This window comes from Acinetobacter sp. BWR-L5, from assembly GCF_039655985.1.
GTDB lineage: Bacteria > Pseudomonadota > Gammaproteobacteria > Pseudomonadales > Moraxellaceae > Acinetobacter > Acinetobacter johnsonii.
In genome coordinates this window covers 1-22,588 of the sequence record NZ_JAGFEV010000015.1, presented here as the reverse complement: position 1 = coordinate 22,588, position 22,588 = coordinate 1, and the positions used below count along the sequence as shown (strand labels likewise).

At 42.7% G+C, this 22,588-nt stretch carries 19 protein-coding genes; 9 read left to right on the top strand and 10 right to left on the bottom strand.

The genetic code is table 11. The features are described 5' to 3' along the window. Nucleotides 1-165 precede the first annotated feature (165 nt). The 10 genes from JZ787_RS17335 to JZ787_RS17290 form a co-directional block, all read right to left on the bottom strand. Entirely contained in the window at nucleotides 166-3,312 is a 3,147-nt protein-coding gene (locus JZ787_RS17335; RefSeq protein ID WP_346312971.1) for a CusA/CzcA family heavy metal efflux RND transporter, read from the bottom strand. Next, nucleotides 3,302-4,537 (bottom strand): efflux RND transporter periplasmic adaptor subunit, encoded by a 1,236-nt coding sequence (locus JZ787_RS17330; protein WP_346312970.1) that lies wholly within the window; start codon nucleotides 4,535-4,537, stop codon nucleotides 3,302-3,304. Before JZ787_RS17330 ends, JZ787_RS17335 begins: the two co-directional genes overlap by 11 nt. A gap of 1 nt (nucleotide 4,538) precedes the next feature. Further along, nucleotides 4,539-5,861 carry a TolC family protein gene (locus JZ787_RS17325; protein ID WP_346312969.1) on the bottom strand — a complete coding sequence of 441 codons (1,323 nt, stop codon included), beginning with the start codon at nucleotides 5,859-5,861 and terminating at the stop codon, nucleotides 4,539-4,541. A gap of 47 nt (nucleotides 5,862-5,908) precedes the next feature. After that, complete coding sequence (locus tag JZ787_RS17320; RefSeq protein ID WP_346312968.1) at nucleotides 5,909-6,328, bottom strand: cation efflux protein, CzcI-like; 420 nt, start codon at nucleotides 6,326-6,328, stop codon at nucleotides 5,909-5,911. Between the two features lie 65 nt (nucleotides 6,329-6,393). Continuing rightward, a complete protein-coding gene (locus JZ787_RS17315; RefSeq protein ID WP_184118789.1) occupies nucleotides 6,394-7,302 on the bottom strand; it encodes a cation diffusion facilitator family transporter in 909 nt (302 codons plus the stop codon). A gap of 131 nt (nucleotides 7,303-7,433) precedes the next feature. Further along, nucleotides 7,434-8,270 carry an SDR family NAD(P)-dependent oxidoreductase gene (locus JZ787_RS17310; RefSeq protein ID WP_346312967.1) on the bottom strand — a complete coding sequence of 279 codons (837 nt, stop codon included), beginning with the start codon at nucleotides 8,268-8,270 and terminating at the stop codon, nucleotides 7,434-7,436. Between the two features lie 766 nt (nucleotides 8,271-9,036). Then, complete coding sequence (locus JZ787_RS17305) at nucleotides 9,037-9,924, bottom strand: DMT family transporter (RefSeq protein WP_346312966.1); 888 nt, start codon at nucleotides 9,922-9,924, stop codon at nucleotides 9,037-9,039. A gap of 277 nt (nucleotides 9,925-10,201) precedes the next feature. Next, nucleotides 10,202-11,479, bottom strand: a complete 1,278-nt coding sequence (locus tag JZ787_RS17300) for a DcaP family trimeric outer membrane transporter (protein ID WP_346312965.1) — start codon at nucleotides 11,477-11,479, stop codon at nucleotides 10,202-10,204. 240 nt (nucleotides 11,480-11,719) lie between these two features. Beyond that, the gene (locus JZ787_RS17295) at nucleotides 11,720-13,087 is read right to left on the bottom strand and encodes an MFS transporter (protein ID WP_058869586.1); all 1,368 of its coding nucleotides are present in this window, start codon (nucleotides 13,085-13,087) and stop codon (nucleotides 11,720-11,722) included. Nucleotides 13,088-13,367: 280 nt separating this feature from the next. Beyond that, nucleotides 13,368-14,282 (bottom strand): LysR family transcriptional regulator, encoded by a 915-nt coding sequence (locus JZ787_RS17290; protein ID WP_005399482.1) that lies wholly within the window; start codon nucleotides 14,280-14,282, stop codon nucleotides 13,368-13,370. 115 nt (nucleotides 14,283-14,397) lie between these two features. On the opposite strand from JZ787_RS17290, the gene JZ787_RS17285 reads away from it, so the two are divergent. The 9 genes from JZ787_RS17285 to JZ787_RS17245 all read left to right on the top strand — a co-directional run. Next, entirely contained in the window at nucleotides 14,398-15,507 is a 1,110-nt protein-coding gene (locus JZ787_RS17285) for a muconate/chloromuconate family cycloisomerase (RefSeq protein ID WP_151836562.1), read from the top strand. A gap of 29 nt (nucleotides 15,508-15,536) precedes the next feature. Further along, nucleotides 15,537-15,827, top strand: coding sequence for a muconolactone Delta-isomerase (gene catC / locus JZ787_RS17280; protein WP_005399484.1), 291 nt, complete (start codon nucleotides 15,537-15,539; stop codon nucleotides 15,825-15,827). A gap of 139 nt (nucleotides 15,828-15,966) precedes the next feature. Beyond that, nucleotides 15,967-16,887: a catechol 1,2-dioxygenase gene (catA, locus tag JZ787_RS17275; RefSeq protein WP_184118796.1), complete on the top strand. Its 921-nt coding sequence runs from the start codon at nucleotides 15,967-15,969 to the stop codon at nucleotides 16,885-16,887. Nucleotides 16,888-16,965: 78 nt separating this feature from the next. Beyond that, nucleotides 16,966-18,363, top strand: a complete 1,398-nt coding sequence (gene benA, locus JZ787_RS17270; protein ID WP_004693190.1) for a benzoate 1,2-dioxygenase large subunit — start codon at nucleotides 16,966-16,968, stop codon at nucleotides 18,361-18,363. Beyond that, entirely contained in the window at nucleotides 18,360-18,869 is a 510-nt protein-coding gene (gene benB, locus JZ787_RS17265; protein WP_234964140.1) for a benzoate 1,2-dioxygenase small subunit, read from the top strand. Before benA ends, benB begins: the two co-directional genes overlap by 4 nt. Nucleotides 18,870-18,959: 90 nt before the next feature. Next, the gene (gene benC, locus JZ787_RS17260; RefSeq protein WP_346312964.1) at nucleotides 18,960-19,976 is read left to right on the top strand and encodes a benzoate 1,2-dioxygenase electron transfer component BenC; all 1,017 of its coding nucleotides are present in this window, start codon (nucleotides 18,960-18,962) and stop codon (nucleotides 19,974-19,976) included. A gap of 287 nt (nucleotides 19,977-20,263) precedes the next feature. Beyond that, a complete protein-coding gene (gene benD / locus JZ787_RS17255; protein ID WP_346312963.1) occupies nucleotides 20,264-21,049 on the top strand; it encodes a benzoate diol dehydrogenase BenD in 786 nt (261 codons plus the stop codon). Nucleotides 21,050-21,121: 72 nt separating this feature from the next. Further along, on the top strand, nucleotides 21,122-22,342 hold the full coding sequence (benE, locus tag JZ787_RS17250; RefSeq protein WP_346312962.1) for a benzoate/H(+) symporter BenE: 1,221 nt from the start codon (nucleotides 21,122-21,124) through the stop codon (nucleotides 22,340-22,342). Nucleotides 22,343-22,369: 27 nt separating this feature from the next. Next, nucleotides 22,370-22,588, top strand: a 219-nt coding sequence (locus JZ787_RS17245; protein WP_346312961.1) for a CoA-transferase, incomplete at its 3' end; no start/stop codon positions are given.

The following is a 22,588-nucleotide window of genomic DNA, read 5'->3' as shown; positions in this document are numbered from 1 at the left end:
GGTTTCCTATACGAAAGGACAGATACAGTTCTTTGTGAATAAAATATAACAGACTATAACAGTTTTGCCATTTTAACTCCCAAAAGCGATCAGACTGACATCAAGTAGCATAAAAAAAGCATGGGGAGGCTATTTTGCCTCCCCATGCTTCAGTTGATTAAAGGGTTAAATTTTCGTTTCTTTCTTTGCATTCATCCAACGATACAACACTGGCAATAGCACCAAGGTCAATAACGTCGAAGAAATAATTCCACCAATCACCACGGTCGCCAGTGGACGTTGAACCTCTGCTCCTGTGCCCGTGGCAAGCGCCATGGGAACAAAACCTAAAGACGCCACACAAGCGGTCATTAAAACAGGCCTTAATCGCAAAATCGCTCCTTGCCAAACGGCTTCATGCAGGCGGTATTGCCCTCTTAACTCTTTAATGAAGGTCAGCATGACCAACCCATTTAAAACGGCAACGCCAGACAAGGCAATGAAACCAATACCCGCCGACATCGACAAAGGAATGTCTCTTAACCACAAGAAAAGCACACCACCAGTTAAGGCAAATGGAACACCAGTAAACACCAGCAAGCTTTCTTTGACGTTATGGAAAACGGCCATCAGCAAAATAAAGATCGTCAGTAACGCCAGTGGAATTACAATCTGCATTCGAGCCTGCGCCGAGGCCAGATTTTCAAACTGACCACCATATTCAATCCAGTAGCCACTTGGTAACGGATACTGCTTAAGCTGATTTTGTACCTCTGTGACAAAAGAACCTAAATCACGCCCTTCAACATTCGCCGTGACAATCACACGACGTTTGCCATTTTCACGGCTGACTTGGTTGATGCCATCTATCATTTTTACAGTGGCAATATCGGTGAGCAGAATGCTGCCACCATTTGGAAGCTGTATTGGCAGTTGCGCGATCCCACTGACACTACGGTCTTGCTCACTGAGCCGAATCACAAAGTCAAAACGGCGGTCACCCTGTAAAATTTCACCAACATTTTGTCCGCCAATGCTTGCTGACACATAGTCTTGTATGGTTTTGACACTTAAGCCATATTGAGCTGCTAAACTTTTATCAATTTCCACATTGAGCAAAGGTAAACCCGACGTTTGTTCAACTTTAACGGCGGTACTGCCTGAAACCTGTTGAATCAATTTACTGATTTTTTCAGCTTCCGTATTTAACACTTGCATGTCATCGCCAAAGATTTTGACACCGACATCACTACGTACACCCGATATTAACTCATTGAAACGCAGTTCAATTGGCTGAGAAAACTCACTGTTGTTACCGGGCAATGTTGCTAAATAGGCCTGCATACGGCTACGCAGTTCATCGAGTGTTTCTTTTGGATTTGGCCATGCATCGCGGGGTTTCAGCATGACGTAACCATCTGAAATATTCGGTGGCATCACATCGGTCGCCACTTCAGCCGTGCCTGTTCGCGCAAAAATAGCATGTATTTCAGGGAATTTCTTCAGAAGTAGCTTTTCCGTATTTTCCTGAATACGAAGTGATTCTTCTAAACCAGTGCTTGGGGAACGCAGTTGCTGTACAGCAAAGTCACCTTCACTCAGTTGTGGTGCAAACTCACTGCCGATACGCGTTGCAAGTAATCCCGTCAACATCAATAAGCACAGTGCAAAGGTTAAAACCACCGCTTTATACTGATAGGCACAGTCCAATACCCGCTGATAACGATCCTTTAGCCACAGCATCCAACGGCTTTCAGTTTCTTTGATGTCACCTTTAACAAAGAGTGCGACAGCCGCAGGTACAAAGCTGATCGACAAAATAATGGCTGCAACGAGTGCAAGTACAACAGTCAAAGCCATTGGGTGGAACATTTTTGCTTCTACACCAGTCAGTGCAAAAATCGGTAAATACACCACCAAAATAATCAGCTGACCAAAAATGAGTGGCCGGCGGGCTTGGCGTGCTGCCAAAAACACTTCTTTAAAACGTTCCGACTGAGTCAACGGTCGTTTGAGCAGTTGTTGTGCATGGGCTAAACGCCGAATACAGTTTTCAACAATTACCACTGCACCGTCGACAATAATACCGAAATCCAATGCACCCAAACTCATCAGGTTGGCACTGATGTTCTGCTGTGCCATACCCGTTAAAGTAAACAGCATAGACAGTGGAATCACACAGGCTGTAATTAACGCCGCACGAATATTACCCAAGAATAAAAAGAGGATCACAATCACCAAGATTGCGCCTTCGACCAAGTTCTTTTGTACCGTTTTAATGGCTTTTTCCACCAAAGTCGTGCGGTCATAAACCGTTTCTATTGTGACACCTTGCGGTAAACTGCTTTGCACCTCCTGAATTTTGGCATCTACAGCTTTAGACACCGTTCGACTATTTTCCCCCATCATCATCATAGCGATGCCGAGTACAGCTTCTTCGCCGTTATAGGTTGCGCCTCCTGTTCGGAGGTCATGATCAATTGAAACCTGTGCAATATCTGCAACACGAATGGGGTTCCCATTTGGGCTGGCAACCGTTGTATTTTCAATGTCTGCAAGACTGTTGAGTGTCCCCGGAACACGCACTGTGAGTTGCTGACCATTTTCCTCAATATAACCCGCTCCACGGTTTTCATTATTTTCCTGTAAAGCGGTTTGCAGTTGGCTTAAGGAAATATTTAACTGTTGCATACGGTTTAAGTCGGGAGCAACCACATAGGTTTTGTTAAATCCACCAATACTGTTGACCTCGGCCACCCCCGCAACACGTTGCAATTGTGGACGAACGATCCAATCTTGGATCTCCCGCAAGTCCATCGCGCTATAAGTTGTACCATCGGCTTTTTTTGCACTCGGTTCGGCTTTAATGACCCATTGATAAATTTCACCTAAACCCGTCGAAACTGGTGACATGGTTGGGGAAACATCACTGGGTAAATCTGCTTTGACCTCTTGTACCCGCTGATTAATCTGCTGACGTGCCCAATAGATGTCTGTGCCATCCTCAAATACAATAGTGACTTGGGACAAACCATAACGTGAAATAGAACGAGTCAGCTGTAAATCTGGAATACCCGCCATTGCAGTTTCAATTGGATAGGTAATCCGCTGCTCAACCTCCAGTGCGGTAAAACCATTGGCTTGGGTATTAATTTGTACTTGCGTATTGGTAATATCGGGCACTGCATCAATCGGCAGTTTTTGATAGCTATAAACCCCGACCGCGATCCACGTGCATACAAAGAGCATGACCCAAATTGCATTTTGAATAGAGAACTGAATAATTCGTTCAAACAAGCCTTCAGGCTTGGGTAAATCATGATTAGTGTGCATGATCAGCCTCGCCTTTTTCGAGTTCAGACTTAAGAACAAAGCTGCCTTGACTGACATAGCGTTGTCCTGCTTTTATGCCTGAAACGACTTCAATCCATTGACCATCATTTGAAGCTTGCCCAAGTTGAACGGGCTGCGCTTTCAAATGCACTTGTCCTTTTTGTTCAGCGTCGACCACAAATACCGAAGTTTGACCTTCAATGTTTTGAATAGCACTTTTATGGACGCGAAGCGCTGTTTTTGAACTGGTATTGTCTAAAAAGATATTCACTAAAACATTTGGACGTAGTTCCGCCGCTTGGCTTTTTAATTTAGCACGTACCACCAAGCGTCCTGTTTGTGCATCGGCTTGAGAGGTTAAGCTTTGGATAATGGCTTCATATTTTTGCTCAGAAGCATTCGGCTTAAATGTCAGACTCTGATTGGCTTGTAACTGACCTGAGTACTGAGCAGGCAGATTAAACTCAAGCCATAACTCTTTAAATTGTTCAATCACAAAAAGTTGATCGGCCAATTGTACGTTTTCACCCACTACGATATCTTTTTGGCTAATCACACCTGAAATGGGTGCTTTAATGGCAAAACGACCATTTACCCCACCTGTTGCACCCAATGCATTTAAACGGCTTTGCACCGATTGCACAGTAATCTGCGCTTGTCGGTAAGCATTTTCTGCTCGTTGGTAGTCTTGCTTGGCAGAAATGCCCTGTGACCATAACTGCTGTTCACGTTGATAATCTTGACGTGCCAAATCCAAACTGGCTTGTGCCATCCGCAAATTGGCCTGTTGATCGATCAGTTCAGGGACAGACAATACAGCTAAGGTTTGTCCTTTTTGTACGTTTTGACCAAGCTCAACATTCACCTGTTCCACATGCCCACCAAAGTTTGGCGAAATATGAGCTTGCTGATCGGTATTAACCACAAGCTTTCCGGGTAGAACGGTGACTTGAGACACCACACCTTGTTGAGCTGAAGCGATTTGAATGCCTTGCTCTGTCAGTTGCTGTGCCGTCAGTTGAATTTCACCTTCCTCGGCATGTCCTTTTTCTGCCTCGGGTTCATCCGCATGTTCAGATTCTTCATGTTCGGCATGCGCATGCTCATCGGTGGTTTTATCTTTTGAGCTAAACCAAATTCCTATAGCAATAAGGAGTGTTACTAGAAGCAAAAGCCCAATCATCAATGGCTGTGATATTTTTCCAAATTGGTTTTTTAGTTGCATATTATTGTGCTCCACCAAGGATGAGGTCTTGTATTTGTGCGATCGAATTTTTACTGATTTGGCTATAAGCATCTGAACTACTGATCTGTTCGTAGCTAGTACCTAGGCTGAGTGCTTCTGCGGTCAATGTGGTCTGCCAAGCTTGACGTAATAACTGCAACTGCCCAAGGCGTATGCTTTGCAGTTGTGAGTTGGCTTGTTGAATGTCGGTAATAGACAGTTTTCCCGCTTTAAAACCTTGCAACGTACGGACTTGCACTTGTTCTGCCAAAGTGGTTTGTCGGCTCATCGAACTGAACTGCTGTTTTAGTCCTTTGAGTTCATGCATGGCATTGGCGATATCTAAAATCTGCTGTTTTAACTCGCGCTGTTGCTGCTGATTCAACAAGCTTTGCTGGCGCTGGGCCATCGGAATGCTGTATTGCTGGCGGTTAAAAATATTCAGCGGAATATCCACGCCGACACCTAATGTGGTATCACTACTTTCATTCGGTGCTTGGCTTCGTTTCATGCCGACATTTAAGGTCGGATTGGGACGCGCCTGCACTTTTAAACTTTCAATGTTTAAATTGGACTGTTGAATGTTCAGTGCATATAGCTTTTCCAACCAACCTTCAGCAATATAGCGCTGTACTGTGGCATCGCTTTGATCTGGCCATGGCATTGAGGTCGCATTGAGTTGAATATCGGCTTTGGTTTCGCCCCAAAGGTTTGAGAGTTGACGCTGTGCTACTTGTTCTGCCAGTACCGCTTGTTGGTATAAGCGCTGCATATCCAAACTTTCGATTTGCGCACGTTCATAGTCAACCAAAGCAATACTACCCGCCTGATAACGTTTTTTGGCACTGTCTAAATTGTTATGACTCACTTTGAGTTGTGCGGCATACAGCGATTTTTCAACTTGTGCCAAAGCCAACTGAGACCATGCAAATTTCACCACCAATTGGCTTTGTGCTGTCCACAGTTGTTGCTGTAACTGCCCTTGTTGCTGCGCTGTTTCTGCGAGTTTTTGATTAAGCTTACGCTGTCCAAACACATCTAAGGGCTGACTGATGGCAATACTGAGCTCACGATCAGTATCTGGACCAAAACCATCTTGATTGATATTTAAGCTTGGGTTTTGCCATAGACTACTGTTTTTGATGTTCAGCTCTGTAATGCTTTGACGCTGTTGCCCAATGTCACTTTGATTTTGATAGCGCTCTACTTTAGCTAAAGCTTCATCCAAAGTCTTGATCGGTTCGGCAAAACTCCATTGCATCGCGGCTGTTGTTATGCCCACAGCAAGGGCTTGGCGTATAAACGCCTTAAATTGATTTGACATGCTTTTTCCCACTAATTTTTAGAAGAAGTGGTGGGAAATGTTTTAGGCTACCCCACCATTAGCGGGGAAAGTTCAGGAGGAGGATGTTGTCCCAATAAATCAGGAGCTTGATAGGCATTGTGCCAAAAAAACTGTGGAGGTTCGCGAACTTCAAACGCGAGCGGCAGTTGATAGTTTTTTTCTTTCGGAATAATCAAATGTGCCATTGAAGGCAAATGATCTTGATGGTCTTCACTCAATTCAAACTGATCATTTGCCGTTTGAGTATGGCTATCGGCACTGCTTTGCTGGTGTGCCTTATCATCAGACACACACAAGGTAGTTTGATGGTGGCCAAAATGAAAACTTTGTTGTGTCACGACTTGAGCTTTTTGTTCTTCATGGACGCAAAAAGCTGCCGCCACGTTCCAAAGACTTTGGAACATGAATAAAGCAACTAAGACGCTAATCCATGTGGTAGAACGCATAATGTCGTACTAAAATAAAGTGACGCTATTGTAAAGCCTAGACTAAGTCTAAGGTCAAGTCTTTTTTAATGACTATGTTCATGTTGGTGTGGATGGCATTCATCTTCTTCAATCTGCAAAGTCACTTGCGTAATCCCATGCTCATGCCCCAATAACTCCACAGCTTGGTGGTATAAAGCTCTCTGATCTACATCAGGTGCAATCAAATGCGCTGTTAAATGCACATTCTTAGAAGTAATAGCCCAAACTTTAAGCTGGTGAATGCCTTGTACACCCTCTAAAGCCAGCAAGTCATTACGTAAAGATTCGATATCAATTTCACTTGGAACACCTTCGAGCAAAATATTGATACTTTGTTTCAGTAGCACCCAAGTTCGAGGTAAGACCCAAAAGCCAATCAACACCGCAATAACAGTATCTACCCACATCCAACCTGTGAAATAAATCACCAGTGCGCCAATGATCACGCCCACAGAACCCAAGGCATCACTCAGCACTTCAAGATATGCCCCTTTCACATTTAAGCTGTCTTGACTGCTCGACACCAAAATTTTCATTGAAATTAGGTTGATGATTAAACCCAAAGCCGCGACAACCAACATCCCCAAGCTTTGAATCTCGGGTGGCTGACTAAAACGCTGATAGGCTTCATATAAAATGTAAATGGCTACCACAAACAACATCATGGCATTAAACAAAGCTGCCAAGATTTCAAACCGTTGATAGCCAAAAGTACGTTTATCATCGGCAGGTTTTTGCCCAATTTTGATGGCTGCTAAAGCAATCGCTAAAGCAGCGGCATCGGTAAACATATGCGCTGCATCGGACAATAAGGCCAAGCTTTGCGTGATAAATCCTGCAACCACTTCCACAATTAAGAAGGTAAACGTCAGAGCAAGTGCAATGGTTAATTTCTTGGCATTTTTTGCAGTCACTTCAACATGACTGTGATCATGGTTATGAGAACCACTCATGTAGGACTCCTTATCATTTTATTTAACGGAATGCTTCACCATTGAAATCGAAGCTTTTTTTTAAATTAAAAATTACTCGATTTAGCATACTCGGTTAAAACGATAAAATCATCTTTCATGTGAATACGTCTTTATTTACGGCGTTTTTTTCCTGTCAAAAAGTTCATGGCCTGTGTATAGCCTGTTGGTGTAATACGCTGTACCAGATCGATAATTTTGGCATCTGTTCCAATTAAGACACGGCGCTCATCTTTTTTCACAGCCTTTAAAATGGCCTGTGCTGCCACATCTGGCGGGGTTTTAAGCATTTTATTGAAAGAACGGCTGGCACGCTCAGGGTTCATACCCAATGCACGAATACTGTCACTCATTCGTGCACTATTGGCGATATTGGTACGTATCCCACCCGGATGAACACAAGTTGCACTGACGCCACAGTCTTGCAAATCTAACTCTTGACGCAGTGCCTCGGTAAAACCACGGACAGCAAACTTTGTCGCATTATAGGCACTTTGAGTAGGTTGAGAAGTGAGCCCAAATAAACTTGAAATATTCACAATATGCCCAGAGCCACTTTGTTTCAAGTAGGGTAAAAAAGCTTTGGTTCCATACACCACACCCCAAAAGTTGATGTTGAAAATCCACTCGGCATCTTCATAACTTAAGCCTTCAACAGTACTCGCTAACGCGACCCCTGCATTATTAAAAACTAAATTGACCTGTCCGAAATCCTGCTCACACTGCTTTGCCCAGTCCTCTACTGCCTTACGGTCTGAAACATCTAGTTTTGTGAGCGTGACTGAAACAGGATAATCTTTGACGTGGTTTAAGGTTTCCGCCAAACCTTGTTCATTGACATCACTGAGTGCCAAATGTGTACCTTGTTTAGCCAGTTGAATCGCCAACTGCTGACCAATGCCTGAACCTGCGCCTGTGATCGCAGCCACTTTATTTTCAAAATTTTTCATAATGCTCTCTAAATATCGTTTTAAACTTAAATGTCATGCTGAAGGTTCAAGTACTTTATTTCTACGCAGACAAGGTCTATTTTAGTTAATGTACAAAAATTACAGTCATGAATGAAATGATCATTTCTAATGATTCAGTATGTATAAAATTCATGAGTGGTATTTTAAATATAAGGTCATTTTTATTTTGTTTGTATTTTTAAATGGTCGGACTCTAGAAACTGAAAGCAAGTTACTGATATCTACATAGTGTGTCACACAGGCTTTAGACTATAACAGCCCTGAGCAATTCTGCTTCATCTGTTATATTTTTTTAATCTTGTTTTTGTACCTGTTTCATCAGTTGTTTGCTTTGCATAATGTACTCATTACCTCAGTTGAGTGCAGTAACCATGAAAGATCTAGACTCAAAAAAACCAGCAAAATATGCAGATAGTTCAATTTCAGATAAAGCATTTAAAAACATGATTATCTGGTTCGCGATTTACTGTGGGCTTTTTTGTATAGGTGTTATTTTCTTTGTCGGTGCAGATCAAAATTACCTTCTTCAGTAAGAATCTGAAGCTTGTTACACTGATATAAACATCTAAATTTTGGCCTCAGAATTGAATTTTACGAGAAGTATAGGCTTTGGAGATTAAACCTAGACATGGGTTTAATCTCTATTTTTTTTTGAGTTGAAGACTAGTAACACGGCAGTTAAATTATATTTTGAATGGTTGGTGTCATTACAAATGAATGACAGGGGCTGTGTAAAGATCAGACTTCAAGCCCAAATCACTAAAAATGCAGCAATCACCACCAATACAATACCGAGATGTTCAGCACGTGCCAGCTTTTCTTTAAAGAAGTAGGCTGAAATCAACATACTAAAAATAATCTCAATCTGCCCCAAAGTTTTTACAATGGGCACGGACTGCATACTCATGGCACTAAACCAACCCAGTGACGCCAAAAAACTACATAAGCTGACACGAAATGTAAGTCCAATACGCTGCCACATAGCCCATAATGTCGCACGGAGAAATATCCCCAAATACATTAAAAGTAAACAACACTGTGTCCCAATCACCATTAAAAGCACCCAAGCTGCACGGTGAATAAACGGTAAATTTGTTAGTTCTAAACTGGCCTCACGGACCAAGAGCGAGGTAATGGCAAAACATAAACCACTACCGATACCTATACATAAGGTTTGTACGGGAAAATCAGAAAAGTCCCGCCCTTTGGACATTAAAAATACTGCTAAGCCTCCGACAGCAACCCCAAACCAGCCTAAAAGGCTTAGATGATCGGATAAAAAGAGCACGGCGATAATCGCGGCAAGTACTGCCTCACTTTTAGCAAGCCCCACCCCAATTGCATAATTTTTTTGCTTAAAAAGTTGCACCATCAATGCTGTTGCTGCAATTTGGCTCAATGCCGCAATAAGCACATAAATAGCAAAACGGAGATTGAAATGGACGGACTCTATTACAGGTTGGAAATGGTAAAGACAACTGATGTAAATTAGTGCTAAAGGTAGAGCAAAGATGAACCGCGCTAGAGTCACTCCATAAACATCAACAGTTGTACTGAGTTGCTTTTGAAAAGCGTTGCGCCAAGCCTGCATAAAAGCGGCCATAAGCGTAAAAAGAATCCATGTTATTGTCATCAAGTACTCTATATACAGTTACTTATCTCACCTAATGTAACCCGTTGATGACAACACATGTGCTTTATTTTCATGACTTATTCTTATGTGACAAATAACCTAAGTTCTGATGAAACTTCGACTATTGCATGACTTTCGCAACATTTCCTCAAAACTGAGTATCGATTAAATTTAACGGCAATACATAAAAAGCCGAAGGGTTTATCCTTCGGCTTCTATGTGAAATTTCACTTCGATCTATACATATCAAAGTGAAAACCAGTTATCACTTCAAGTATTAGAAGTTATAAATCGCAACCAAGTTCACACGGTTGTCTTCACCTTTTTTACTACCATTTGCCGCAGGTGCAAACGCTTCACGCTCACCGTAGACATACTCTACGCCAAGGCTAACAGGCTGAACTGGGCTATAGAATAAATTACCCCATGCTTGCCATAAGTTTTTATTGATTTTGGTATCATCAGCTACAGCATCAAGGTAGTCCTGATTTTTATCAAAAGTCATATAACCATAAGCCAAAGTACCACGTAATTTGTCATTAAACTTCTGTGTTAAACCGACAGTAATTGAGTCAAACTCACTTTGTTCAATACTTGTGCCTGTTGCAACTACGCCAGGGTTTGTAAAGGATACAAAGCTGCTATCACCTTTGACATGGTAGTAGTCGGCTTTTACAGAAGTTACAGGGGTGATGTCAAATTTGGCACCAACACCTACGCCATACGCCCACTCTTCTTGATTTTGAATACGTTTTTCATGCGCCATTGCACGTCCACTAACTGAAAGTGCATCATTAAACTTATGATTCAGTCGTCCTGTAAATGCAGGCATACGTTGGCTCATACTGGCATCTTTCGGGTCTTCCACTGCCGCGACTAAGTTAGTATTTGGCGTGAATTTATGGGTATAACGCACTTGAGGTGTACGTTTAATTGAAGCACCCACATAAGCCAAAGCATCAATCGTTTCAGGGATATAGTCTGGAGTCGCAAAGTTTGACCACGTTTGACCAATTAGCCAGTTACCATAGTTTAAATACGCATGACGAATACGTAAATTATCAAGGTTTGTACCGCCTAAAAAGTCGACCTCAATTTTGGCATTTAAGTTCTGATCGGCGACTGGCGCTTTAAAGTCCAAACCTAATCGCGTTGCTGAAAGGGTTGATCTTAAACGATCGCTATTTTCAGCATTTCCTTCTAAAGGTACGCTATTGATTTGGTTATAAGGCATGTCTTTGCTACCGCCTTCAGCTTGATACGATGCATCCATTCGAACATTACCGTATAAGTTGAACTCTGCCCCACCTTTGGTCAAACCTAAACCCGTTTTTTCAACCGTTTTTGGCGTCGTCAACACTTGGCGTTCAACAGCGCTCAATTGAACAGCTTGCTGCTGTTGTTGCTGCGTATTCTGTTGAAGCATTTGTTTTAACGCATTAATTTCATTTCTAAGTTGCTCAATCTCTGTCGTTGTATTGGTTTGTGCATGTAATGCTGCACTAGTTAACATCGATAAAGTGACAACTAAAGCGTTCTTCTTAAATTGTTTCATTTAACACGGGTCCTGTGTATTTAAGTCTGTCCTGACTTTTACTCTTTAATATTTAGCTCTCTTTTTCATCGCTGTTTTCTAACGCAATGCATTTCTTTTAATACTTTAAAATGAAACTTTTTATCGCATTAAAAATCGCGTTAAAAAACAACTTATAAAAAGCAAATTGATTTTAACAGTTCATACAATTTTTGAAATGAGCCTACTACTAATGCACTAGACTCATGGGTTCAATATTATTTAATTGGCTGTCGATTTAACTGCATCAAATACTTGTTTTGACTTGGTTTTTTCACCATCTACAGATACTTTTAAGTTGACCATAAACACGGCCAAAGCCGCAATCACACCAGGTATCGCAATCACGAGAAAATTCATTTGATGTGGCAACTCAAAAGTTAACAATGCACCTGTCAGCACAGGTCCAACAATTGCGCCAATGCGTCCTATGCCTGAAGCCCAGCCCATACCTGTAGAGCGCACCGCAGTTGGATAGAACTGTGCAACAAAGGTATACAGTAGAATTTGCGAACCAATAGTTGCTGCGCCTGCAATCGCAATTAAACCGTACAGCACCATTTGTGGGCTGTTGAAACCAAGTAGAATCAGTGCAATAGCACCCACGGTGAACATGGTTGTCAAAACTGGTTTTAAGTGGAAACGGTCTGCGAGCGCACCGCCGCCAATTGCTCCCACCATACCGCCAATATTTAAAGCAAATAAGAAAATCATACTCGCACCAAGCGAATAACCTGCTTGAATCATTAGTTTTGGTAACCAGCTTCCAAGCGCATAGACCATGAGTAAGCACATAAAGAATGCCACCCAAAACATCATGGTGCTAAAGGTACGGCCTTGTTGGAACAATGCTTTTAATGGAGCATCATCACCAGCAACAGGTTCGTTGAGCTTAAATGTCGTTTCAGGCTGAATAGCTTGCTCAGGTGCAATTTTTTGCACAATTTCACGGACTTTTTCAGTTTCACCCTTTTTAGTCAGGAACATTAAAGACTCAGGTAAAAACTTCCAAAGAATAGGTAAAGCCAGAAATGGAATGATGGCGATATAGAACATGATTTTCCAACCATAGTCTGTTACCAACCATGCACCCAGTAAGGCTGATGTCATGCCACCAATAGCATAACCACTGAACATAACCGCAACGAGTGTGCTACGAATACGCTTCGGAGCATATTCAGTCATGAGTGCGACCACGTTTGGCATCACCCCGCCAATGCCAAGTCCCGCAAGAAAACGTAAAATACCAAACTCAATAGGATTGCTTGCAAATGCGCCTAGAAAGGTGAAGCCACTAAAAATAGCCACACAAATCATAATGGTCTTTTTACGTCCCAATTTGTCAGACAAAGTACCAAAACTCATCGCACCGAACATCATGCCAAACAAGGCTGTACTTGCAAGTAAGCCTGCTTGTACTGCACTGAGTCCCCACTCTTGCATCAGAAGTGGCAACGCCACGCCATAGATGACTAAATCATAACCGTCAAAAATAATAATCAGTAGACACCAAATGAGTACACTCCAATGAAAGGGCGTAAATTTGGCTTCATCGACCACCGTGTTGATGTTAACTGGATTTGTATTCACTTTAAGCCTCCTGCTTGCGAATGTTTGTTGCTGTGCACATTGCAGCAAAAGTAGCTTTCTTGTCCAAAACCGAATAACTCTATATTTATACCTTTAAGGTCGGTTAAGGTTTTTATTGTTTTAAATAAATAGCTTATATAAGCCATGATTGCAGTGAGAGACAGAAAATAAGCAAAACCAAGCGAAAATGACTATAAAAAAAGCCATCCGCAAGGATGGCTGTAATGGCTCATTTTAAAATGTAGACTTTCAAAGTATCGTGGAATTTAAATCCCCAAGCTTAGATAAATGCACGGTCATATTTGATCGCTTCAAGGTCATAGACCTGATAAATACAATCAAATAATGAACGAATGTCCTCGCTTTCATCCATGGAACGAATCGCCAGAAAAATGGGGCTAGTCGCTGCATCATCTAAGATTGGAATATAGTTCAAATGCGGCAGTTGAATGGTTCGTGCACTTTCTGGAACCACACAAATTCCTTCCCCTGCGGCAACCAACCCTAGTGCCAACTGTATTTCACGGACTTCTTTTAAGTGTTTAGGTTCCAGCCCATATTCTGAAAACAGCCCTTGGACTTGGGTAGAAAAGTTTGGCTTGGGATGACTTGGATAAAGAAATAAGTTTTGATCGACCAAATCCGACAGGTACACGCCTTGTTTTTGCGCCGTCAAAGGATGGCTAGAATGTGCCGCTAACATCAACGGTTCTTCACGCAGTAAAACCCGACGCACAGCAGGATCGGAAATGCGTAAGCGTCCAAAGCCAACATCAATCCGCCCTTCTTTTAAGGCCTGAATTTGATCCTTGGTACTCATTTCGATCAATTCGATTTTTAAATGTGGCTGCTGTTGGCGAAATAAATACACAATTTTAGGCAATAAACCATATAACAACGATCCCACAAAGCCCATGGTCACCGTTTTTTCAACCAAGCCTACACGCTGTGTCATGGCTTTGACTTCTTCGGCATTAGACAAAAGTTTAACAGCGTGTTGATAGAAGAATTGTCCTGCTTCCGTGGTTTTGAGTGGACGGCTGCCACGTTCAAATAATTGCACCCCCAATTCAGCCTCTAGATTTTGTATCTGGCGGCTTAAAGGAGGCTGTGCAATGAATAATTTTTCAGCAGCTTTGGTAAAACTCTGCTCTTCTACAACAGCTACATAGTAGCGGAGGTGTCTCAATTCCATGACTATTTATACCTTTAAGATATATTAAAATGCTAATTTGATCTTCGACAGTTCATATTTATTCTTTTAAGGTATATCAAATCAGGTACACAACGCAAGGCTGCGCAGAGTTAAGATGTATAAATCTATAGAAACCTTACTCGTCGAAATCCCCACTATTCGCCCACACAAAATGGCGGTAGCGACTATGCAAACGCAAACGCTTGTCTTGGTGAAAATCAGCACTGAAGATGGCTTTGTCGGTTGGGGTGAAGCGACAACAATTGGCGGACTGGGCTACGGTGAAGAAAGCCCAGAAAGTATTAAGACCAATATTGAAACTTATTTTGCACCTTTATTGAAGTCCCTTAAAGCTCAAAACATCGCACAAACCATGCGTGCTTTGAAAAAGAATATTAATGGTAACCGTTTTGCCAAATGTGCAATTCAAACAGCTCTACTCGACATTCAAGCGCAACGTTTAGATTTACCCCTTTCTGAAGTGTTAGGCGGCCGCTTACGTGACAGTTTACCTGTACTTTGGGTGTTGGCATCTGGTGATACTGAAAAAGATATTGCTGAAGGCCGAAAAATGATTGAGGCAAGACGCCACAATATTTTCAAACTTAAAATCGGTTCACGCCGTGTAGAAGAAGATGTTGAACATGTTCTTGCGATTAAACAAGCACTGGGTTCAGACATTTCCATCCGTGTTGATGTGAACCGTGCATGGTCTGAGCTAGATGCGATTAAAGGCATTCAACTCCTACAAAATGGTGGTGTTGACCTGATTGAACAGCCCTGTGCGATCGACAACATTGATGCGATGCAGCGTTTAACACGACGTTTTGATCTTGCCATCATGGCGGATGAATCGCTCATGGGACCAAGCTCAGCCTACCGTTTAGCCAAAACCAATGCGGCCTCTGTTTTTGCAGTGAAAGTGGCTCAGTCTGGTGGACTAATCGAAGGTCATGAAGTCGCGAAGATTGCCAACTTAGCAGGCATAGATTTGTATGGCGGAACCATGCTTGAAGGTGCAGTCGGCACAATTGCTTCGGCACATTTGTTCTCGACCTTTGAAAATTTAGCTTATGGCACCGAGTTATTCGGCCCACTGCTGTTAACCCAAGATATTTTAAAAACCCCACTTCAATACACTGACTTCGCCTTGCACTTACCCCAAGGCAAAGGACTCGGTATTGAGTTAGATGAAAACAAGATTGATCAGCTGCGCCGCGCTTAAGCGACGTCTTAACCGTTTAGGAGTTACACATGCTTTTTCACGTACGTATGGATGTAAACATTCCACTGGATATGCCTGCTGAAACTGCCAGTGAAATTAAAGCAGTCGAAAAAGCATATTCGCAAGAGCTACAAGCTCAAGGCAAATGGCGACATATTTGGCGCATTACAGGTCAGTACTCAAACATCAGCATTTTTGATGTAGACAGCAATGAAGAGCTACACAACATTTTGCAAGGTTTACCCCTGTACCCGTATATGAATATTGAAGTGATGCCTTTGAACCGACATCCATCGTCTATTCGCGAAGATGATCGTTAATTGAAAAAAGATTTTATGCAATTTAATCACTGGAACGTTAATCCAGTGAAAGAAATTAACAAGGAACGTGGCAGCTAAGCTTTTCAACCTATTCATAAAGCTAGCCACCACACAGCAAACATACTTAAGGAGCAATAGTATGAATCGTCAACAGATTGATGCATTAGTCAAAACAATGAATGTGGATACAGCAACCGGTTCTGTAGACGCGCGTACTCAACAAATTGTAGTTCGCCTATTGGGTGACTTATTCCAAGCGATTGAAGACTTAGATTTGAGCCAAACTGAAGTTTGGAAAGGTCTTGAATACTTTACGGATGCAGGCCAAGCCAACGAACTTGGTTTACTTGCGGCCGGACTTGGTCTTGAGCACTACCTCGACTTACGTGCAGATGAAGCTGATGCCAAAGCAGGCATTACAGGCGGAACACCACGTACCATCGAAGGTCCTTTATATGTAGCTGGCGCGCCTGAATCGGTTGGTTTTGCACGTATGGACGATGGTTCTGAAGAAGGCAAAATTCCGACTTTAATTATTGAAGGGACAGTGACTGACACTGATGGTCAGATTGTTGAAGGTGCAAAAGTTGAAGTTTGGCATGCCAATAGCTTAGGCAACTACTCTTTCTTCGATAAGTCACAATCAGACTTCAATCTACGTCGTTCAATCATTAGCGACCAAGATGGTAAATACGTTGCTCTCACCACGATGCCTGTTGGTTATGGTTGCCCACCAGAAGGGACAACTCAATTTGTATTGAACAAGTTAGGCCGTCACGGTAACCGCCCTTCGCACGTACATTACTTCGTATCTGCGCCAGGCTACCGTAAGTTAACCACCCAATTCAACATTGAGGGTGACCAATACCTATGGGATGACTTTGCATTTGCAACACGTGAAGGCTTAGTGGCTACCGCTGTCGATATTACTGATGAAGCTGAAATTGCACGCCGCGGTTTAACAGGTCCATTCAAACACATTCAATTCAATGTTGAACTGGTGAAAGACCAAGCGGCTGCACCATCAACTGAAGTTGAACGTCGTCGCGCTAGCGCTTAATTACCCTTGGAACCGAAATAGCCACTGCAAAGTCGCATTTCGGGGACTTCCTCACTTTTGGAAAGTCGGAGAACGGACATGCCACGTATCCCAGTTATTAATACTAGCCATCTCGATCGTATCGATGAATTACTTGTCGACAACTTTGAAACAGGCGAATTCAAACTTCATCGTTCAGTGTTTACTGATCAAGCCCTTTTTGACCTAGAAATGAAGTATATCTTCGAGGGTAACTGGGTTTACTTGGCACATGAAAGCCAAATTCCAAATAACAATGACTATTACACCACGTATATTGGCCGTCAGCCTATTCTGATTGCACGTAACCGTAATGGTGAACTCAATGCCATGATCAACGCCTGTTCACACCGTGGTGCACAGCTTTGTCGTAATAAACGCGGCAATAAAGCAACCTATACATGCCCTTTCCATGGTTGGACATTTAACAACTCTGGCAAACTTTTAAAAGTTAAAGATCCAGCAGATGCAGGTTATTCAGACTGTTTTAACCATGAAGGTTCACATGATTTGAAAAAAGTTGCACGTTTTGGCAACTATAAAGGTTTCTTGTTTGGTAGCTTAAATCCAGATGTTCCCTCTTTAGAAGAGTACTTAGGCGAAACCAGCAAAATCATTGACATGATTGTGGATCAGTCTGAACAAGGTCTTGAAGTTTTACGTGGCGCGTCTACCTACACCTATGAAGGCAACTGGAAACTCACTGCAGAAAATGGCGCAGATGGTTATCACGTTTCTGCGGTGCACTGGAACTATGCAGCGACCACTCAACAACGTAAAGAAAAACAAGCGGGTGACAACATCCGTGCCATGAGCGCAGGCGCTTGGGGCAAACAAGGCGGTGGTTCATACGGTTTTGACAATGGTCACATGCTGCTTTGGACACAATGGGCAAATCCAGAAGACCGTCCAAACTTCCCGAAAGCCGACGAATACTCTGAAAAATTTGGCGAAGCAATGTCGAAGTGGATGATTGAGCGTTCACGTAACTTATGCCTTTATCCAAACGTCTACTTGATGGATCAGTTCGGTTCACAAATTCGTGTACTTCGCCCAATTTCAGTCAATAAAACTGAAGTCACGATTTACTGTATCGCCCCTGTAGGTGAAAACGCGGAAGCACGTACGCGCCGTATTCGCCAGTACGAAGACTTCTTCAATGCTTCAGGCATGGCAACACCAGATGACTTAGAAGAATTCCGTGCATGCCAAGCGGGCTACGCAGGCATTGAACTGGAATGGAACGATATGTGCCGCGGTTCAAAGCATTGGATTCATGGCCCAGATGATGCTGCCAATGAAATTGGTCTAAAACCAAAACTTTCAGGTGTCAAAACTGAGGATGAAGGCCTCTATCTTGCACAGCACCAACACTGGTTAGACATGATGAAAATTGCAATTGCCAATGAAAAAGCACTGGCTGTTGAAACTGCAAATGAACAAGGAGAAGTGGCATGAATGCTCCTACAACACTCAATACCGTTAGCATCGAACAAGTCAGTCAGTTTTTGTATCAAGAAGCGCGCTTTTTAGATGATGAGCAATGGGATGATTGGCTTGCATGTTATGCCCCTTCAGCATCGTTTTGGATGCCTGCATGGGATGACGACGATACCCTGACTACAGATCCGCAGTCTGAAATTTCCCTGATTTACTACCCAGACCGCCAAGGTTTAGAAGACCGTGTGTTCCGGATTAAAACTGAACGCTCTTCTGCGACCATGCCAGACACACGTACTTGTCACAATGTGAACAATATCGAAATGATTGAGCGTGATGGCGATAAAGTTACCGTCCGTTTTAACTGGAATACGCTGAGCTTCCGCTACAAAACCAGTTATAGCTACTTTGGTATGTCGCGTTATGAAATTGATTTTTCAGGTGAAAAACCACAAATTCTAAGTAAATACGTGGTCCTGAAAAATGATTACATCAACCAAGTGATTGATGTTTATCACCTCTAAGTTTTAGCCACACATCCTTAGTATGCTTTCAGCCAAATGGAGTTTTGGCTGAGAGTTCCAAGTTTCAACGTTTTTAAAGGATATTCAGCCATGTCAAACCACAATGTTGCACTTCAATTTGAAGATGGCGTAACGCGTTTTATTACCGTGACTCAAGGTGAGTCTTTATCAGATGCAGCTTACCGCCAAAAAATTAACATTCCGCTAGACTGCCGTGATGGTGCATGTGGGACTTGCCGCGCTTTTTGCGAATCTGGTAGTTATGACATGCCTGAAGAGACGTATATTGAAGATGCATTAACACCAGAAGAAGCGGCACAAGGCTATATTTTGGCGTGTCAGTGCCGTCCAAGCTCGGATGCCGTATTCCAAATTCAAGCTTCATCTGAAGTCTGCAAAACCGAAATTCATCAGTATCAAGGTACTTTAGTCGCTGTTGAAAACTTATCAGAATCGACCATTACTTTTGATATTCAGCTCGATGAAGGCCAACCTGACATTCACTTCCTTGCTGGTCAATATGTCAACGTCGGCATTCCAGAGACAGCAGAAACGCGTTCATATTCATTTAGCTCGAAACCGGGCAACCGTTTAACTGGTTTCGTGGTCCGTAATGTGCCGAATGGCAAAATGAGTAGCTTTTTAAGTGGTGCTGCCAAAGCGGGCGACAAAATGACTTTTACTGGTCCATTTGGTAGCTTCTACTTGCGTAATGTGGTTCGTCCTGTGGTTATGCTTGCAGGCGGTACTGGTATTGCACCCTTTATGTCTATGTTACAAACATTAGAAGAAAAAGGCGCTGAACACCCTGTTCGTTTAGTGTTTGGTGTTACCAATGATTTCGACTTAGTGGCTTTAGAACAGCTCAATACCCTCCAAGCTAAACTTCCATGGTTTGAATACCGTACCGTGGTTGCAAGTCCAGACTCTGCACATGAGCGTAAAGGTTATGTGACTGGGCACATTGACAATGAATGGCTCAATGGCGGTGATGTTGATGTCTACCTCTGTGGTCCTGTACCTATGGTCGATGCTGTTCGTGGTTGGTTAGATAGCGAAGGCGTAAAGCCTGCAAACTTCCTGTTTGAAAAATTCTCTGCAAACTAATAGATCACCCAATATTTAAGTCATAAAAATGATACGCGAAAACGTCATTCGCAATTGTTCGAGGCAGGACTGCTTGGTAAAAAAGTCTTTTCTGCGAGAAAGATATCAAGTAATCGGTTTCTGACGAGTTTTGCGAATGACAATGGTTTTGCTTACTTTTCCCAAAAGAAAAGTAAGTCCAACCGAAGGTTAATCCGGTAAGTGATATTCAAATGTTAGGACACCGGCGTGCCAAATTTATAAATTTAGAAATTCATCTTTATATTGGATGATGAGCGAGTTAAAAAATGGCGTTAAATCAAAGATTTTTAAACAAAGTCGTGATTGTGACGGGTGCCGCTCAAGGCATTGGTCGCGGTGTTGCACTCCAAGTGGCTGATGAAGGTGCACAAGTTGTTTTAGCCGACTTATCTGACTATGTCGATGAAACATTAGCAGAAATTGAAGCACAGCAAGGCGATGCAATAACAGTCAAAGCCAACCTTGAAACCTTTGCAGGTGCACAAAGTGTTGTAGACAAAGCCCTCGAGGTTTATGGCCGTGTTGATGTGCTTATCAACAACGTTGGCGGTGCAATTTGGATGAAACCTTTTGAGGAATTTTCTGAAGAAGAAATCATCAAAGAAGTCAATCGTTCCTTATTTCCAACGCTGTGGTGTTGTCGCGCTGTTTTACCTGAAATGGTTAAAAATCAAAAAGGTACGATTGTAAATGTGTCCTCTATAGCGACTCGCGGGATTAACCGCGTGCCCTATTCGGCGTCCAAGGGTGGAGTGAATGCCCTGACTGCATCACTTGCTTTTGAGCATGCGAAAGATGGAATCCGCGTGAATGCGGTTGCAACAGGTGGCACCGAAGCACCACCGCGTAAAGTACCGCGCAATGCTAATCCTCTATCTGAAAATGAGAAAGCATGGATGCAACAAGTAGTCGACCAAACCCTTGATCGTAGCTTTATGAACCGTTATGGCACGATTCAGGAACAAGTGAATGCCATTGTATTTCTTGCATCGGATGAATCGTCATATATGACAGGTACAGTGGTTCCTGTAGGCGGTGGCGATCAAGGCTAGATGGATGTTTGCATAACATTTGGTATGCGGGACTTTATATACACAGGATCATGACTGCACGGAGGCAAATGAATGGCTACCCTGTTTAAAACCTTAAAAGAAGATTGGTCTATCTCAGCAACGGTTGCTGGATTTTTGGCTGTGTTGATTTCCTATTCAGGGCCAATGATTATCTTTTTTCAGGCTGCGCAACAAGCGCAGGTTTCCTCCAGCATGATGATTTCATGGATTTGGGGCGTTTCCATCGGTGCAGCCTTGGCAGGGATTTTCCTCTCTATTAAGTTTAAAGTCCCTGTGATTACCGCATGGTCTGCACCGGGTACGGCTTTATTGGTCACACTTTTTCCCAATATTAGTTTGAATGAAGCCATTGCTGCATATATCACCTCTGCTGTGGTGATTTTCCTGATTGGAATCAGTGGCTATTTCGATAAATTATTGAAATGGATTCCGCAATCGGTTGCCGCAGCCATGATGGCAGGCATTTTATTTCAGTTTGGTTTAGGACTGTTTAGTGCCACGGATAGCATGCCAATGATTGTCTTTAGCATGTTATTGGTTTTCTTGGTGGCAAAGCGTTTTTCGCCACGCTATAGCATGCTTTGGGTGCTTTTATCTGGTGTGGCATTAAGCTTTGGATTAGGTGAAATGAATGCGGTGAGTTTAGATTTCCAACTTGCTATTCCTCAGTTCATTAGCCCTGAATGGACTTGGCACTCCACCTTAAACCTTGCCCTGCCTTTGATTTTAGTCAGCCTGACAGGACAGTTTTTACCGGGCATGGCCATCATGAAACTGAGTGGTTATGACATGCCTGCTAAGCCAATTATTACGACTACCAGTATTGCGTCTTTAGCTGTTGCATGTGTCGGCGGTATCACCATTGTTTTGGCGTCGATTACGGCTGCACTATGTATGGGCAAAGATGCGCATGAGTTAAAAGAAAAACGCTATATCGCAGGCGTTGCTAACGGCATTTTCTATATTTTAGGTGGTTTGTTTGCAGGCAGTATCGTTCTGCTCTTCAGCTTGTTGCCAAAAGAGCTTGTTGCTGCTTTGGCTGGCTTGGCCTTATTGGGTGCGATTTCAACCAATATTGCTGTAGCCATGAAAGATGAATCTCAACGAGATTCCGCACTCATTACCTTCTTAGCTACAGCGTCAGGTATGCACTTTTTGGGTCTAAGTTCAGTTTTTTGGGGCATCGTTATTGGTTTAACTGCGCATCTGATTTTAACCAAACGCAGCCCTGATGTGTCAGCTTTAGCTTCAACTCCAAGTTCCAAAAGTTAATAGGTACGCTGTGCCTAGGACAATATTATGATTGATAAAAGTTCAGCTTCTTTAACAGAAGCACTTTCGCAAATAAAGGATGGCTCAACCATCATGATCGGTGGTTTTGGTACAGCAGGACAACCTGCTGAACTGATCGATGGCTTAATTCAACTCGGCATTAAAGATCTCACCATCGTTAGCAACAATGCTGGTAATGGTGACTATGGTTTAGCCAAGCTCCTCAAAGCAGGTGCCGTGAAAAAA